This is a genomic window from Exiguobacterium sp. SH0S7 (assembly GCF_004337195.1).
Taxonomy (GTDB): domain Bacteria; phylum Bacillota; class Bacilli; order Exiguobacteriales; family Exiguobacteriaceae; genus Exiguobacterium; species Exiguobacterium aurantiacum_A.
On sequence record NZ_SJVA01000002.1, the window covers coordinates 53,038 to 70,179 of the forward strand.

Consider the following 17,142-nt stretch of genomic DNA (forward strand, 5'->3'; position numbering starts at 1 on the left):
TATGATATCAATCAAAGGAAAAGATGCGTGCCAACCGATGTTTCCAATCTGTCACATTTTTAGACACAACTTGAACCGACGGCGGGAATGAAATCTCACCACAGACGTCACAGCAATCGGCTTGTTTGACTGGTTGCTCTGAAAAGTAATTCAGCAAGTAATCACGCCGGCACTTCTTGATGAGCGCGTAGTCGATCATTTGACCGAGCTGGCGGTACCGGGCCCGCTTTCTCTCTTTTACCCAATCGACCGCATCGGCAAGCGTGCGTTCAGCGAGCATTTGGTTTAGCAAGCCCCATACCGGGTCTTCCTCGTTCATTTTCAACAGCCGCGGTAATTGCGACAAGCTCGTGCCGTTGTCCCGTTCTAAATAAGCTATGCGGATGTCTTTATCTTTCGGGTACTGTTGATCGATTAAAAACTGTTGGATCCGTTCATCCCCTTCGGCATACAGTAAGACGGCAAACGCCGGTTCGCCGTCCCGGCCGGCCCGACCAATCTCTTGCATATACGCCTCGAGCGTCGCCGGCAGTTGGAAATGGATGACAGAGCGCACGTTATCTTTGTTGACGCCCATCCCGAACGCACTCGTACATACCATGATCGCGACTTCATCGCGTAAAAATTGTGATTGAACGAGGCGCCGGTCTTCGGTCGACATCCCACCGTGATAAAACAAGGCGTCATCGAGTTGAAGCGCGAGCGCTTCAGCTTCCCGTCGTGTCGCCGTATAGATGACGGCCGGTGTCGGCACTTCTCGAACGAGTTCGATCAGTCGCGGCATCTTCCGTTCCGTCTCGAGCCGTTCGACGATAAGACGGATCTCAGGCCGATTGGCCGAATGGACGAACTGGGACGGCGAGAATAAAGCTAATTTTTCAATAATGTCCCGTTTCACGTTTTCCGGGGCCGTCGCCGTGACGGCCATGCATTGCGGGCTACCGAGTTGTTTACGGAGCTCCCCGAGCCGTGCGTATTCCGGCCTGAACTCGTGACCCCATTGCGAGATGCAGTGCGCTTCATCGATGACGAGCATTTGAATCGGAGTCCTTGCGAGCGCTCGGGTCACGTGCGGCACGGCGAGTTGTTCGGGAGATAGGTATAAGAACCGATAGCGCTTCAAATGATTCAATATGTCTTGTTTCTCTTCTAACGTCTCCATCGACGTCAGCCTCGCCACGCCCCGCTCGCCGCGCTCCCGAATATGGAGCATTTGGTCTTCGATCAACGACAAGAGCGGCGAGACGATAATCGTCAAGCCTTCGTTCTTTAAATACGACGGGAGTTGGAACGTCAATGATTTTCCGGCACCCGTCGGCATGATCGCCAATACGTCCTGCCCTTCGGCGACCGCTTCGATGACGTCACGCTGTCCGGGACGAAACGTCTCGTGACCGAACACACGCTTTAACGTTTTTTCATACAAATGTCTCACCTCGTTTCAATCTCGCGAACACTAACCGAATTTGGAAGTAACTGAGATTGTCGGTTTTCTCGAAGATCGGCTTTAGCGCCCAGCTGTCTTCTTCCCGTAACCGTTCGACTTCGGCAATCGCGTCGGCTGGTACGAATTGATCGAGCGGGAAGTCGTCCAAATACATCGCCATCTCGACGACGTGGTCTTCGATCGTGCTCGTGCGCAAGCGCCTGATTGATTGTACTTGCGCGAACGTGCGACCGGCCAAAAATAAATCGAACGATTCGCGCGCCGATAACGTCATCCGCTCATCCGACAATCCGTGGGCAAACCCTAGTATTTTGGCGTCTCGCGGAACAGTCCGTAACAGCGCGTTCCATCCGGCCAAGAAATAAAGTCGTGCCGTCCGAGCATCGACGTCAAGGAGCGTCGCGATCTGTTCATACGTGTATCCCGTCTCGAACGCCCCGGTGAAGCGATAGACGACTGCCGTCGCATATGGATCACCGACCGTTTCAAGCGCCGTTTCAAGTTCTTGATGAAACGAGGCGATCAGTTCTTTCCAATCTCGTTCCGTTCGCACGATTTGCTTGACCCACCGCTCGGCCATCCGATCGGCTTGGACCGGATAAAATGTGCGCTCGTGTTCGAGTGACATGAACGTTTGGATAAATAAACTGAGACGTTTCCATGTCATCGTCGTGTAGTCACGATACTCGCCTCCGAGCCGGTCGAACAACTGATTGACCGCGTCCGGACTAGCGAGCATACTTCCGGCTTCGGTTAACGTGAACGTCGCCCGATTGAGCCAGCCTCTTTTCTCAAACGAGGCTAACAACTTCTCATAATCATATTTCGTATAAGGGAACAGTCCGAAAATCGGTTCAAGGTCATAAAAAAAAGCATCTTGGAGCGTCGTCGCCGAACGCTTTCCGTTTAAAACGTGGAACAGACTGCGTTCGCTGCGCTCCCCTTTTAAGCGTTGAATCGATAAGAGCAACACTCCGTCGGCTAAATGAACCATCCTTCCACCCTCTCTCATTATCACTATCCCTCCAAAACGTTATTCGTTTCCTCATTGAAATATTAGGGTATGTAGACTACAATTACTCATAGTCAGTAGAAAGTCATTTCTATGCAGAGAGACGAAACGTATGGAGGGTTACAAATGGCAAAATTTACTATCGTTGACAAAGATACATGTATCGCATGTGGTGCTTGCGGAGCAGCTGCTCCCGACATCTTCGACTATGATGACGAAGGTCTCGCCTTCAACTTGATGGACGACAACACAGGTACAGTCGAAGTACCTGACGAACTGTCGGAAGATTTGATGGACGCGTTCGAAGGATGTCCGACCGACTCAATCAAAGTCGCTGACGAATCGTTTGATGGCGACGCACTCAAATACGAATAAGAGAGACATGTGTGTCAAGTTGACACACATGTCTTTTTTTAACGGGCCGCTTTTCTGAACCCGGCCGTCTCGGCCTCGTCTTCCGAACAGAACATCTCTTCAGCGATCGTTCGTTCATAGCTCGCACCGCCCGGCACGTGATAAATTTTCTCGCCTTCCCGATTAATGTTCCCTTTAATGTCACACGCTTCGCTCGGCTCCGGTCGAGGTTTCGCCGGTCGCGCCGCTTCATGGTCGAAACCGTTGCCGGTCACGTAGTCCTCGATGCTCCAAATGCCGAGCAGCTCGCGCCGGGCCGCGCGTTCGACATCGCGGAATGCATCGACGTGCTGGGTGTTCGGGGCGTAAACGTATGCGACTCGTGCGAGACCGCGACGCAGCAGCTCTTCATTGAGCATCGCATCATCATACCATACGTAAGCGAGCGTCCGCTGATAGCGGTCGTACCGCCCGACGTCGTACTCGAGGACGATCGTCTCACCTTCCGGCAACCAACGCGTGACGAACGCCTTCGCGTCCTCACCGAACGGTTGGACCGGCAACGTCGGATGACTCGTCTCAGGCGTGTCGACGAGCAGGAGTCGAATCGACTCCGTCGCACCGCTCTCAAACTCGACTTTAAGCGTATCGCCATCGATGACGCGGTCTAACGTGACCGTCTCCGTCTTGCCGATCGGCACTCGGACTTTTGTTCCGACGTCCGCTGCCGGGTAATCTGCCTCGAGTTCGACGAGTGATTCCGGCGGCTCGACTTGCTCGGCGAACCAATCATCGACCGAGCAACCGGCTAACGAAACGCTCAGCACGAGAACGAGCAGTAGTTGCCACCATTGTTTCAATTGTCTCACCTCTACACCAGTATAACAAAAAAGGTTGTTTGACTTAAGCGTCAAACAACCTTGGCAAAACGAGACATATGTCCTTTCCCTCGTCAGCGCTTCCCTTTAATATACGGGATACCAACTGATTTCGGAGCGTCCGCTCGTCCGACGACACCTGCTAGGGCGAGGATCGTCAACGCGTACGGCGCGATCAAGAGCAATACTTGCGGTACGTTATTGATGACCGGCAAGTTACTGCCGATGATTGACAGCGCTTGGGCGAACCCGAAGAATAGACCAGCGCCTAGGGCACCGAGCGGGTTCCATTTCCCGAAGATCATCGCGGCAATGGCGAGGAAGCCTTGTCCGACGATCGTCGTCCCACTGAAGTTGGTCGTAACCGTGACGGCATAGACCGCACCAGCCAAACCACCGAACGCACCTGAGAGCATGACGCCCATGAAGCGCATCTTCGTGACGTTGATTCCCATCGTGTCCGCCGCCATCGGATGTTCACCGACTGAACGAAGGCGAAGACCGAACGGCGTCTTGAAGATGACGAACCAGACAACGAACGCGAGGATGATCGCGATGAACGACGTGTATTGGACGTTGATGAAGAACATGCGGAGCACCGGGATGTCTGACAGAATCGGCACGTTCTCTTTAGCGATCCGATATTCGATGAAATCGGTCTGTCCTTTATTGTAAAGAACCCGAACGACGAAGATGGCGAGCCCGACGGCGAGCATGTTGATCGCGACACCGAGAACGGTTTGGTCAGCCCGCCAGAGGATGGCAGGAACGGCCAAGAACAGCGAGAACAGCGCGCCGACGACCATGGCGATCAACAGTGAGAGCCACGGGCTGAGGCCGCCAAATCCCATATCGGTCAATGTGAGCGTGACGATGATCCCCGTCGCCGCACCGATGACCATGATACCTTCTAGAGCGATGTTGACGACACCCGAACGTTCACTGAAAATGCCACCGAGCGCCGCGATGATGAGTGGAGTCGCATAGGCTAACGCAACCGGAACGACGATGTAGAGTACTTCTAAGAAGCTCATTTTTTCTCCACTCCTTTCTTACGGTTTCCTTTAAGTTTTTCAATCACATAGTTCAAGGCATACCCCGACGCCACGAAGATGACGATGGCGGCAATGATGACTTTGACGAGCTCAGACGGGATGTTAGCCCCGAGTTGCATCGCAAGTCCGCCGATGTTGAGCCCGGCGAACAAGATGGCTGCCAGGAAGACACCGACCGCCGTGTTCGCACCGAGCAGGGCGACAGCGATCCCGTCGAATCCGACGCCGGTGAACGACGCGCTGAGCGTCATTCCGTTGAACGTCCCGAGACCTTCCATCGCGCCGGCAAGTCCGGCGAACATTCCAGAGATGACGAACGAGAGAATGATGTTCCGGTTAACGCTCATCCCCGCATATTGCGAGGCGTGTTTGTTAAATCCGACGGCACGAAGCTCATACCCGAGCGTTGTCCGTTGTAAGATGTAGTAATAGACGATCGCTGCGAGCACGGCGATGAGAATACCCCAGTGCAGACGCGAGAACGTCGTCAATTCTTGTAGCAACGGTGAGGCGAGCGAGGCCGAGTCTTTAATATCTTCGGTCCGTTCGTTCGTCACACCGATGACGCTACGCAAAATCGCGTTCGTCGTGTAGAGGGCGATATAGTTCATCATGATTGATGTGATAACTTCATGGACATGGAACTTGGCTTTCAAGAAACCAGGTACGAATGCCCATAGCGCTGCCGCGAACATGGCCGCGAGAAGCGCAAGCGGCAAGTGAATGAACATCGGCAAGTCAAAATTGATCCCGACATAAACCGCTGCCACCCACCCGATCAAGACTTGACCTTCGACCCCGATGTTGAACAGTCCGGTCCGGAACGCGAACGCGACGGCCAAACCTGAGAAAATGAGCGGTGCTGCCGCACGGAGCGTCTCACCGATCGCATACGGGCTGCCGACCATGCCGCTGAAAAGTGATGAGAACCCTTGGATCGGGTTGTAACCACCGATGAGCATGACGATCGCACCGACAAGTAATCCCATCAAGATCGACAAAAGCGGGATGAGAAGTCGATTATATGCTAGCTTGTTCATACTGTTTCTTCCCCTCTCTTACCGCCGGCCATCAAGAAGCCAAGCTCTTGCTCGGTCGTTTCTTTCGGATCGCGAATTCCGACGATCTTTCCTTCGTATAAAACGGCGATCCGGTCGGAGACGTGAAGGATTTCTTCAAGCTCGAACGAGATGAGCAGGACGGCGCGTCCTTTCTCCCGTTCTTTAATGAGTTGCTCGTGAATGAATTCGATGGCTCCGACATCGAGCCCCCGCGTCGGTTGCGCGGCGATCAACAAGTCTGGTGATCGGTCGACTTCCCGGGCGATGATCGCTTTCTGTTGGTTACCGCCCGATAGAGCACGGGCTGGCACGTCGATCGACGGAGTTCGGACGTCAAACTTCTCAATTAACGATTTTGCTTTATCAGCGACGGCTTTATAGTTCATCAAACCACGCTTTGAGAACGGCTCTTTATAGTATGTTTGGAGCACCATATTGTCACGAATCGAATAGTCGAGGACAAGGCCGTGTTTGTGTCGGTCTTGCGGGATGTGCCCGACGCCGGACTCTGTCACTTTACGCGGCGTGAAACCGGTCACGTCTTTCCCGTTCAATAAGATTTTGCCTGCTTCAGGCTTTTTCAGACCTGAAAGCGCTTCAATTAATTCAGTCTGACCATTCCCGTCAATCCCGGCGATACCGAGAATCTCTCCAGAACGAATTTGTAAATCTAGGCCCTCGACGACTTTCAGTCCACGGCTGTCTTTGACGACGAGCTGTTGAACGTCGAGCACGACTTGCTGTGGATCTGCCTTGGAATATTCCGCATCAAAGTTTACCTCACGCCCGACCATCATCTCGGCTAAGCTATCTTCATTCACGGTCTCGTCGACTTCGACGGTACCGATATAGCGTCCGCGACGAATGACCGTACAACGATCGGCGACTTGCATGATTTCTTTTAATTTATGCGTGATCAAGATGATCGATTTGCCTTCTTCAATGAGACGCTTCATGATTTGAATGAGTTCTTGGATTTCTTGCGGCGTCAAAACAGCGGTCGGCTCATCAAAAATCAAAATTTCAGCCCCGCGGTAAAGCGTTTTTAAAATTTCGACACGTTGTTGCATCCCGACCGAAATATCCTCGATTTTGGCATCAGGATCGATGCGAAGACCGTATTGTTCCGAAATGTCCATTACTTTTTTACGAGCCGTCGCCCGGTCGACCGTCAATCCACTTCTCGGTTCAGACCCGAGAATGATGTTCTCGGTCACCGTGAACTTCTCGACGAGCATGAAGTGTTGGTGTACCATACCGATTCCGAGATCATTGGCGATGTTCGGATTTTCAATATTCACTTTCTCCCCGCGCACTCGAATCTCTCCACCTTCTGGCTGGTAGAGACCGAACAAGACGTTCATTAGCGTTGATTTCCCGGCACCGTTCTCGCCGAGCAGCGCATGAATCTCGCCTTTGCGAAGTTGGAGGGTGATGTTGTCGTTGGCTACGAACGTTCCGAACTCTTTGCGAATATTGAGCATTTCAATTACATATTCCAAGAAAGTCCACCCCTAACTTTAAGTAAAGGGAGACCGCATGGGTCCCCCCTAACTTAATGAATTATTTTACTGTTTTCATGAACTCTTCGAACTCAGCGTCAGTCGCTGGAGCCGTGATGTCGCCGTCGATCAACTGCGTGCGGTATTCCTCAACTTTTGTGAGGACGTCAGCTGCAACGTTTTCGCTTGATGTTTCAGCGATACCTACACCATCATCTTTCAATGAGAACTCAACGATTTCGCCTGCTGGGAATTTATCTTCCATTGCGAGTTTCGATACTTCGTAAGTTGCCGTATCAACACGTTTGACCATTGAAGTAAGCGTTACGTTTTCAGGAAGTCCTTCTTCGTACTGGTCACGGTCAACGCCGATGACCCATACGTCTTCGCCGTTCTTCTTACGGTTTTTCGCTTCTGTGAAGACACCGACACCCGTTCCGCCTGCTGCGTGATAGATGATGTCAGAGCCTGCTCCATACATACCTGAAGAGATCGCCGTTCCTTTTTCAGCTGAGTTGAAGTCTTCAGCGTACTTGACGTCAATTGTCGCGTCTGGGTTGACGGCCATGACGCCCGCTTTATATCCATTTTCGAACTTTTTGATCAAGTCTGACTCGACGCCGCCGATGAAACCGACTTTGTCTGTTTTCGTTGTGAGACCTGCGACGACACCGACGAGGAACGAACCTTCTTGTTCTTTAAACGTGATCGATGCGACGTTCGGTGCGTCCACGACCATATCGACGAGCGCGAAGTTGTTGTCTGGGAACTGCTCGGCAACTTTCTGAATATCTTCACCCATCAAGAAACCGATACCGTAGATCAAGTTGAAGTTATCGCGCGCCAATTGCTGCAAGTTTGGCTGATAGTCCGCTTGTTTCGAAGATTGAAGATATTTGTAGCCTTCGTTTTCAGTCAAGTTGTTGTCTTCTCCGAACTTTTTAAGACCTTCCCAAGCTGATTGGTTGAACGATTTGTCGTCAACGCCGCCAGTATCGGTTACCATCGCGACTTTGAAGTCGCTGCCTTCTCCGCCTTCGCCGTTTGAAGAAGTACCCTCGTTGTCATCCCCACCGCATGCTGCGAGTACTGTTGAGAGCGTGAGACCTGCTGCTAAAGCTGAAAGAATCGTTTTTTTCTTGTTCATCATCGTCGTGTTTCCCCTTTCGGATCATAACAATTAAGGTTGTCATGTCATCAGTCGTCTTTACACCGGTATAAGAAAGCGCTTTCACGCAATTACCCAAAAATAACCGTTTCCGCCTTACAAGAACTTGCTTAGACGCGTTTGCGAACGACATGGAAGTCGAAGCGGTCCGCTCGGAAAAAGTTTGCCGAATCGAGCAACGGTAAATCGCTCTCATCGTAATGCAGTTGTTTTAAAGCTAGTAACGGTTGGTCCGTTTGAAGTTGGGTCGAGATCTCTGAACTCACGCTCGGCTCGATGTGCGTGATCGCATATGCGACCCGACGTCCTACCTCTTTTTCAAGCGCATCGAATAACGACTTTCCTTCTGTCAACGCTTCAGGATTAGAGACGAGATGGGCTGGAATTTTATCCACACAGTAAACGACCGGTGTTTCATCTGCGTAACGAATCCGGACAATCCGATAAATCGGTGAGTTCGGTTCAATTTTCAGACGCTCGGCTTCTCTCTCTGTCGCTAACACTTTTTCGGCCACCAATACTTTTGTTCCTGGTGTCATCTTGGCGCGCATGATCATGTCCGTGACACTGAACAGTTCCTCGATCCCCGAAGTGAATGGGGGTTTCGAACTGATGAATGTCCCGACACCATGTTTCCGCACGACAAATTTCTCGTCTTCGAGAATACGAAGCGCTTCTCGGAGCGTCGCTCGACTGACTCCTAGTTGCTTCGACAACTCGAATTCTGAAGGAAGTTTCTCTCCTTCACGATAGACACCATCGTCGATATCCTGCTTGATTTTCTCAATCACGCGAAGATAGAGCAAGCGATGATCGAGCTTGATCGACATGGGCCTCACCACCTTTACCTATTCTTACCAGTGCTCAGACATCTGACGTATGAATGTCCTTGCCAATATTAAGTATAGGGATTCCATAAAAAGAACGCAATACTTTTTGTTCGGAATCAAGGAAATATTTTAAAGCTAAGGGATTATGTACACCACTTAGTCTATATTACCTGTTCTACGAGTGTTTGAAAAGAAATCGTAAAATGAAAACGGTATTAAAAAATGAAAGCGTTTCAACGTTTTCAGTAGTATGTCTTAATAGGTCATATATCCCAGATGTGCTATATAACTTATACTGTACATGTTTATCCGACGCGAGGTAACTGAATTGACGATACTTTTAAAAATAAACAAAAAACGAACTATTCCGAACGCGTTTGTTCTTATAGTTCGTTTTTTATATTATGCATCTTGTTGGTTAACGAGTACTTTCCGTGGCTTCGATCCTTCCGAAGGACCGACGTATCCTGCTTGTTCGAGCGAATCAATCAAGCGGGCCGCCCGGTTATAACCGATGCGGAATCTTCGTTGAATCATCGAAGTCGACGCCGTTTCTTGCGTCAAGATGAATTGGACGACTTCTTCGAATAACGAGTCGTCCGAGTCGATCGTCGTCACTTCTTCTTCTTTTGGCATCATCGCCTCGACGTACTGGGCCCGCTGCTGGGCGATGACATGGTTGACGACCGTCTCGACTTCCTGATCGGATACGAACGCCCCTTGGACGCGTACCGGCTTGTTCATTCCGTTCGCAAGCATGAGCATATCACCTCGACCGAGCAGCTTCTCAGCCCCCCCGCCGTCGAGGATCGTTCTTGAATCGGTCGCTGACGAGACCGCGAACGCGATCCGTGATGGGATGTTCGCTTTAATGACACCCGTGATGACGTCGACGGATGGACGTTGCGTGGCGAGCACCATATGGATACCGGCCGCTCGTGCCATCTGGGCGAGCCGCATAATCGCGTCCTCGACGTCGTTTGAGGCGACCATCATCAAGTCGGCCAACTCATCCACGATGACGACGATGAACGGGAGCCGTTTAGCGTCTTCGTCCTCTGACTTGTCGACGAGGTCGTTGTAGCCCTCGATGTTACGGACACCGTAGCGGCTAAACAGCTCGTAGCGGCGCTCCATCTCGGCAACGACTTGCTTGAGCGCTTGAGCCGCTTTTTTCGGATCCGTCACGACCGGCGTCAATAAATGCGGGACGCCGTTGTAGACGTTCAACTCGACCATCTTCGGGTCGATCATCATGAGGCGGACTTGATCTGGCCGCGTCCGCATCAAAATAGACACGATCATCCCATTGATACAGACCGACTTCCCGGAGCCGGTCGACCCTGCGACGAGTAGATGAGGCATCTTGTTCAACGCGATCGTGACCGTCTCACCGCTAATACTGCGACCGAGCGCGACGAGGAGCGGTGCCTCATCGCGTTTGACAGGCTCCGCTTCTAACACCTCACGCAGACAGACCGGCGCGACTTCTTGGTTCGGGACTTCGATGCCGATGGCCGCCTTCCCTGGGATCGGTGCTTCGATGCGAATGTCTTTGGCGGCAAGCGCGAGTGCGAGATCATCACTCAATGAGGTGATCCGGCTCACTTTGACGCCGATGTCCGGTTGCAGCTCGTACTTCGTGACAGTCGGACCGAGATGGATTTTGAGCACTTTCACCCCGACGCCGAACGACTTGAGCGTTTGGACGAGTTTCGTTGCGTTCGCCTTCAATCGTGCGTTCTCTCCTGACAAGTCGGTCACGACCGGTTCACTTAAAATCGTGAACTTCGGCAATTCGTATGTCGCAGACACGTCCTGAGCCGCTGTCATCATCATGTCCTCGGTCGGGATATCTGATACAACCTCGCTCTTCACTGTCTCGTCAGACACTTTCTGACGCTTCTCGGCGTCGATGGTCTCACTAAACCCGACAATCGGAATATCATGCATGACGACGGCGTCCGCCTCGGCCTCCACTTCTTGAGGCTTGGGTGTTGATTCGGACGCGCGTGCGTCGACCCGCTTCTTCTCAGTCGGTTTCGGTTTGGCGGGTGTACGTTCTCGGTCACGCCATTCTTGTTTAATCGCAACGAAACTTTCGAGCAACCGGTTCCCGATTGTCCGCCAAATCGCCGGAGACAGAAGCGAGACACCGACGACGAGGCTGATGATGCCAAGGAAGATAATCCCGAAGTCCGATAGCAAGTATTGGTTCAATCCGTAGAGCGCCCCGTTGACCACTCCCCGTTCCGCTCCCCACACCATGTCCCCGAACAATAGGAAGGACACGAACAGCAGGAAGATGCCGGCTCGTTGGATCGGACGGAAATCGTTCAAGAATACAAGCAAGATGAATGCGACGATCAAATATGTGAGTGCACCCCAGCCCCCAAACAGCGTCGTCGCAAACGTCGCTGTCTGAGTCCCGACCCAGCCGAACTCGAACAGCGAAAAGATGAACGCGATCATCGACAAGATAAAGCCGGCCCAACCATATGTACGGAGTGGGATTGGCTGTTTCCGCTTACGATTCCTCGTCGTCGGTCGCGGCTTACGCTTCACCGGGGTCTTTCTCGTTTTTTGTGCCAACTTCTACTCCTCCTAAAAAAAGAGGCAAAAGTCAGATGACTTTTGCCTCGATCTCAATTCTTTAAATTTCCATGATGATCGGCAAGATCATCGGACGACGTTTCGTCTGTTCAAACAAGAAGACGCTGAGCCGCTCGCGGATATTTGATTTCAATTCGGTCCAATCACTTCCAGCTTCGAGACTCTTCTCAATCTGTTTCGTGACAATCCGGTTCGCTTCTGAGATCATCACTTCTGATTCGCGCATATAGACAAATCCACGCGAGATGAGTTCAGGGCCTGAAATCAACTTCTTCTGTTTACGGTTCAACGTGACGACACAGAGGACGACACCATCTTGCGACAAGAGGCGACGGTCGCGGAGAACGATATTCCCGACGTCCCCGACACCGATTCCATCGATCAAGACGTTGCCGGCAGGAACTTTACGGCTCATCCGGGCTTTACGGCCCGTGAACTCGACGACGTCACCTTTCTCGACGATAAAGATGTTGCTCGAATTGATCCCGACCTGTTGGGCGAGTTTCGAGTGGGCCATCTGCATCCGGTACTCCCCGTGAATCGGGAGGAAGTATTTCGGCTTGACGAGGTTGAGCATGAGCTTGAGCTCTTCAGCCGAACCGTGACCGGATACGTGCACTTTACGCTGGTTATAGATGACGTTCGCACCAGAACGGAATAAGAGATCGATCGTTTTCGAGACCGATTTTTCGTTACCCGGAATTGGCGTCGCCGCGATCACCACGGTATCATTCAAGCGAATATTCACTTGTTTGTGGGCGTTACGCGCCATGCGCGTCAAAGCCGCCATCGGCTCACCTTGTGAACCGGTCGTCAAGATGACGACTTTATCGTCCGGCAAACGGTTCACTTGCGAGAGCTCGACGAGCGTCTTCGGCTTGAAACGAAGGTAGTTCAGACGTTGTGCGACTTCGACGATGTTGACCATGCTGCGTCCGACGACTGCGACTTTACGGTCGTTCGCCTCGGCTGCAGCAAATACTTGTTGCAAACGATGGACGTTCGAAGCGAACGACGCGACGATCACACGACCCTCGGCTTGATAGATCACATCGTTTAATTCAGCACCGACTAAAGATTCAGACCCTGTTTGGCCTGGTCGTTCTGCGTTTGTTGAATCTGACAATAAACAGAGCACACCGCGCTGACCGATGGCTGCTAACTTGTTAAAGTCAGACTGCTTCCCATCGACCGGCGTGTAGTCGAATTTAAAGTCGCCGGTATGAACGATCGCGCCTTGTGACGTTTGAATGCAGACACCGACACAGTCAGGGATTGAATGGTTGACGCGGAAGAAAGTGATGAAATGATCAGCGATAGTCAATTTCGTTTTAGCGTCAATCAATCTAAGGTCGACTTCTTTCAGTAAGCCCGCCTCTTTTAACTTGAGCTCGATTAAACCGAGCGTCAATTTCGTCCCGTAGACCGGGACATGCTTCAAGTCACGGAGTACGTAGCTGAGTCCGCCGATATGGTCTTCGTGACCATGGGTGATGAAAATAGCGCGTACCCGATCTTTGTTTTCTTTTAAATACGTAATGTCCGGGATGACGATATCAATCCCGAGCATCTCATCGCCTGGAAACATAAGGCCGGCATCGATGACGAAGATGTCGTCGTCTAGTTCCACGACGTACATGTTCTTCCCGATTTCGCCTACGCCACCAAGCGCAAAGACGCTAACGTTCTCTGTCTTCTTCTTTGACACTAACAAAAACCTCCTAGATGATTCATATTCTGTTTCGTCCACTTATCGCTACTGAATATTGTATCGGAAAAAACGCTTATATGCCACCATTTCCGTTCAATCGACTAGAGGTTTCATCACATCCGCGAGCGGCATCGTCGCTTTAGTGTCCGGCCGCTTGCCAGCTGCGAGCTGTCGAACCGATAAGCCGAAGTCCATCTGCAAGTGAGGATAGTCCGGAAAACTTCTCCAGTCCCCACCCCATTCGAAGCCGAGCGCTTTTCCGAGTTCACCGAGTTCTTGCCAGTCGGGTTCCCCCGATTTATTGTGATCCGCGTTCAAATCGTAGTCGGCCCGGTTATCGTGGATGATGACAAAATCGACCGCGAGTCCATAGTTATGATAACTTTGTCCCGCCTTGGCGTTCGTCACGACTTGCCCTGGTTTTGAGCGTCCTTGCGCGTAGAGCGCATTCTGTTCATCGGCCGAACGATAGCCTGACGTCAAGCGGACTTCAAGCCCGAGACATGAATACGCCAGTCTTACGAACGATTCGCCACGATCACGCACATGAGGATGCAAGTTGGCAAACGCCTTGTCACTACGGTCGACAATCGTCTGTTCCGAGCGCGGGCTCCGTTCGCACATCCCGGCTTCGAACGTCGGTTCATCGACCCAAGGCATCGGCCCGGGCCGCGAGAACGTATACGCCAAGAAGATCCCAATCAAAAACGCCGTCATCGCAAACGTCAAAACGCCTGACCATTTCATCTTCTTAACCGTTTACGGAGTCCTTTGACGAGCGGTAATCCTGTCTCGAGGGCAAAGTAGAGCGGGCGGTTCAAGACGAGGTCGAACTCGCCGACTTTCTCGATTTGATCGCTGCCCCAGCCCGATTTAAACGCATACAGGCCCGCATATTCATCGTCCGGCTCCGTACTGCCCGATACACCACCGAAATCATAGCGCTCGGCACCACTTGCCTTGGCAGATTGCATCATCGTCCATTGCATCAGGTGGTTCGGCATGAACTCCCGAAACTCGTTCGAGGAAGCACCGTATAAGTAATACGAACGGCGGCCGGCGAGCGTCAACAAGCCGCCCGATAACACGAGACCATCCGGATAGCTGGCATGAAGCTGTTCGAGTTCCGGCAAGGCCGCTTCAGCTTTCACGAGTTGATCGCGCGTCTGTTTCTGACGATTCGACAAACTGATCCGTTTTTTCTCGACTGTTTCTTTTTCCAAAGACCGTTCGATCTTGTCAAGATCCCGTTTTGCTTTGTCGAGCGTCGCCATTTGTTGATCGAGCGCGAGTTTCGGTTCAAGTTTCGTCAAAAATAAACGAGCGTCATTCGGCTGCAGGCAATCGTATAAGTTCTCGAAGTAATCGAGCCCGCGAATGGCGAAGCCGTCACGCTCACCTGTGACTTTCATCAGTTCGGCGAACGTTTTCAAGCCGTCCCGACCGACTTCAGTACAGACAATCCCTTTACGCTCGGCAAGACGGACGTTATAGCGAAACTTATGATGGAACTTGGCGAAAATATCTTTCTCGCTCGGACGGAGGTCCGTCTCCATCGTGAAACGGGGTTGGGCATAGTCAAAGCCGCCGCCGTACCCTTTATGTGTAAAACCGAGGCTAGACATTTCCGTAAGTAAGCCCGGTACTTCGTCCCGGTCGATGTTCGGATCGATTTTGATGACGATCGCCTTTTTCAGTTTGGCGACGCGTTTCGCTTCCTCGGTCAAGGCACGCAATGATGCCACGTCATCGTAATCGACGACGAAACCGCGCGGTGCGTAACAAAGCGTGAACGGTAGCTTTGGCACTTGTTTGAATAAAAGAAGCGCCACTCCTGTCGTCTCACTATTTGTAGCGACGGCAATCCGCTCAGCGGACCAACCATTTTGTTTTTTGACGTCTGCCCAACTCGAAAGTTGGAGCAAGTCGCCGCGGTCGTGTGCTTTGACGAAATCGTCATGCTCTGTCTCTGTCAAGGTAATCGGTTGTACTGCCATAAATCAAGATTCCTCCGTATTTAAAATTGTCGCCCGGACGATCGCTTCCTCATCGAGCGGGATTTTCTCGTTACCGATGATTTGGTACTTCTCATGTCCTTTACCGGCCAACACGACGATATTATCCGCTTTGGCTAGACGTGCGGCGTAAGACACCGCTTCTTCACGGTCGCCGATTTCAACAAAGTTGTCATGGGTCATCCCGGCGGCAATGCCGCTCGTGATCGAATCATACGCCTCAAAACGTGGATCATCCGTCGTGATGATGACGGTACCGGCATATTTTGAGGCCATCTCGCCCATTGTCGGGCGTTTCGTCACATCGCGATTTCCGCCTGTTCCAATCAAGAAGACGATGTTCTCTTTAGGGACACCGACAAGCGACTTCAAACATTGCTCAATCCCGTCCGGTGTATGGGCATAGTCCGCATAGACGTTATACCCAGGCACGTCGAGTCGTTGCATCCGTCCCTTGGCCGGATGAATCGATTCGAGCGCTTGGATGATCTCAGGTAAACTGTACCCAGCCGCGAGCAGGCAACCCGTCGCAAGCAACAGGTTGTATACGTTGAAACGTCCGATGAACTGGACCGTCACCGGCAGACTGACTCCTTGATAGTTGAGACGGAAACTCGTGTCTGACAGTGTCTGAACGATGTCTGACGCTGTCACATCCGCCATTTCGTCGATGGCGTATGTGATGACACGAGCACCCGTCATCGTCTCGTAAAGCTTGCTGTACGGATCGTCCGCATTCAAGACGGCAACTTTGTCGCGCGACGCCATCTGTCCGAGTTGGGCGAACAGCAAACCTTTGGCCCGCGCATAGTTTTCAAACGTCCCGTGAAAATCGAGATGGTCGTGTGTCAAGTTCGTGAAACCGACGATGTCGAAGTCCGTTCCGATGACACGACCTAGTTCAAGTCCGTGTGATGACACTTCCATCATCACATCGGTCACCCCTTCACCGCGCATGCGAGCCAGCAGCTGCTGAAGCTCAGAACTTTGCGGCGTCGTGTTCTTGCTCGGGACGACCGTATCGTTAATCCGGACCTCGACCGTACCGATCAATCCGGTGCTATGTCCAAGCTTTGATAAAACGTCACGTAAAATCGTCGTCGTCGTCGTTTTTCCGTTCGTCCCCGTGATACCGAACAGACGCATCTGTTCAGACGGATAGTTATAAAATGCCGACGCTAATAAGCCGACCGTACGCGAACTATCGCGCACGAGCAGGTTTGGGACGCTGATGTCGAGCGGGCGCTCACTGACGACCGCGACCGCCCCTTTACTCACCGCTAAGTCCGCATAGTCGTGACCGTCGACGGTGTAGCCTTTAATCGCGACAAACAGCGTTCCTGGTACGACTTCCCGTGAATCGGTCGTGACATGGGTCACGTTGATGCCCTCTATAGTTGGTTGATTAATCAATTGTATATTGGTTGCTAAATCCGTTAAGTTCAAGTCTTTCCCTTCTTTCACCTGTATCCTGTCCAATGTAAAGAATACCTCTT

Annotated in this window: 14 protein-coding genes; 1 reads left to right on the forward strand and 13 read right to left on the reverse strand. The window is 51.9% G+C overall.

Annotated features, from left to right (window positions below; genetic code table 11):
* Positions 1-7: 7 nt before the first annotated feature.
* A complete protein-coding gene (locus tag EVJ22_RS03995; protein ID WP_131440210.1) occupies positions 8-1,435 on the reverse strand; it encodes a RecQ family ATP-dependent DNA helicase in 1,428 nt (475 codons plus the stop codon).
* The gene (locus EVJ22_RS04000; RefSeq protein ID WP_071399636.1) at positions 1,419-2,441 is read right to left on the reverse strand and encodes a YpbB family protein; all 1,023 of its coding nucleotides are present in this window, start codon (positions 2,439-2,441) and stop codon (positions 1,419-1,421) included. Before EVJ22_RS04000 ends, EVJ22_RS03995 begins: the two co-directional genes overlap by 17 nt.
* Before the next feature lie 144 nt (positions 2,442-2,585).
* On the opposite strand from EVJ22_RS04000, the gene EVJ22_RS04005 reads away from it, so the two are divergent.
* Positions 2,586-2,834 carry a ferredoxin gene (locus EVJ22_RS04005; RefSeq protein ID WP_016510114.1) on the forward strand — a complete coding sequence of 83 codons (249 nt, stop codon included), beginning with the start codon at positions 2,586-2,588 and terminating at the stop codon, positions 2,832-2,834.
* Positions 2,835-2,872: 38 nt separating this feature from the next.
* On the opposite strand, the gene EVJ22_RS04010 is transcribed toward EVJ22_RS04005, so the two are convergent.
* The 11 genes from EVJ22_RS04010 to EVJ22_RS04060 all read right to left on the reverse strand — a co-directional run bounded on the left by EVJ22_RS04010 (position 2,873) and on the right by EVJ22_RS04060 (position 17,110).
* Positions 2,873-3,682: a thermonuclease family protein gene (locus EVJ22_RS04010; RefSeq protein ID WP_131443337.1), complete on the reverse strand. Its 810-nt coding sequence runs from the start codon at positions 3,680-3,682 to the stop codon at positions 2,873-2,875.
* An 83-nt stretch (positions 3,683-3,765) separates the two neighbouring features.
* Entirely contained in the window at positions 3,766-4,725 is a 960-nt protein-coding gene (locus tag EVJ22_RS04015) for an ABC transporter permease (protein ID WP_071399634.1), read from the reverse strand.
* Positions 4,722-5,786 carry an ABC transporter permease gene (locus tag EVJ22_RS04020; RefSeq protein WP_071399633.1) on the reverse strand — a complete coding sequence of 355 codons (1,065 nt, stop codon included), beginning with the start codon at positions 5,784-5,786 and terminating at the stop codon, positions 4,722-4,724. The genes EVJ22_RS04015 and EVJ22_RS04020 overlap by 4 nt, the downstream gene beginning before the upstream one ends.
* Positions 5,783-7,309, reverse strand: coding sequence for an ABC transporter ATP-binding protein (locus tag EVJ22_RS04025; protein ID WP_071399632.1), 1,527 nt, complete (start codon positions 7,307-7,309; stop codon positions 5,783-5,785). The genes EVJ22_RS04020 and EVJ22_RS04025 overlap by 4 nt, the downstream gene beginning before the upstream one ends.
* A 61-nt stretch (positions 7,310-7,370) precedes the next feature.
* On the reverse strand, positions 7,371-8,456 hold the full coding sequence (locus tag EVJ22_RS04030; protein ID WP_131443537.1) for a BMP family lipoprotein: 1,086 nt from the start codon (positions 8,454-8,456) through the stop codon (positions 7,371-7,373).
* A gap of 131 nt (positions 8,457-8,587) precedes the next feature.
* On the reverse strand, positions 8,588-9,307 hold the full coding sequence (locus EVJ22_RS04035) for a GntR family transcriptional regulator (protein ID WP_016510124.1): 720 nt from the start codon (positions 9,305-9,307) through the stop codon (positions 8,588-8,590).
* A 402-nt stretch (positions 9,308-9,709) separates the two neighbouring features.
* Positions 9,710-11,899: an FtsK/SpoIIIE family DNA translocase gene (locus tag EVJ22_RS04040; RefSeq protein ID WP_131443339.1), complete on the reverse strand. Its 2,190-nt coding sequence runs from the start codon at positions 11,897-11,899 to the stop codon at positions 9,710-9,712.
* Between the two features lie 61 nt (positions 11,900-11,960).
* Complete coding sequence (locus EVJ22_RS04045; protein ID WP_070327456.1) at positions 11,961-13,628, reverse strand: ribonuclease J; 1,668 nt, start codon at positions 13,626-13,628, stop codon at positions 11,961-11,963.
* Positions 13,629-13,724: 96 nt separating this feature from the next.
* Positions 13,725-14,378 (reverse strand): M15 family metallopeptidase, encoded by a 654-nt coding sequence (locus tag EVJ22_RS04050; protein WP_071399630.1) that lies wholly within the window; start codon positions 14,376-14,378, stop codon positions 13,725-13,727.
* Positions 14,375-15,628 (reverse strand): lipid II:glycine glycyltransferase FemX, encoded by a 1,254-nt coding sequence (locus EVJ22_RS04055; protein ID WP_070327458.1) that lies wholly within the window; start codon positions 15,626-15,628, stop codon positions 14,375-14,377. The genes EVJ22_RS04050 and EVJ22_RS04055 overlap by 4 nt, the downstream gene beginning before the upstream one ends.
* A 3-nt stretch (positions 15,629-15,631) precedes the next feature.
* The gene (locus EVJ22_RS04060) at positions 15,632-17,110 is read right to left on the reverse strand and encodes a UDP-N-acetylmuramoyl-L-alanyl-D-glutamate--2,6-diaminopimelate ligase (RefSeq protein WP_084813105.1); all 1,479 of its coding nucleotides are present in this window, start codon (positions 17,108-17,110) and stop codon (positions 15,632-15,634) included.
* Positions 17,111-17,142: the final 32 nt, after the last annotated feature.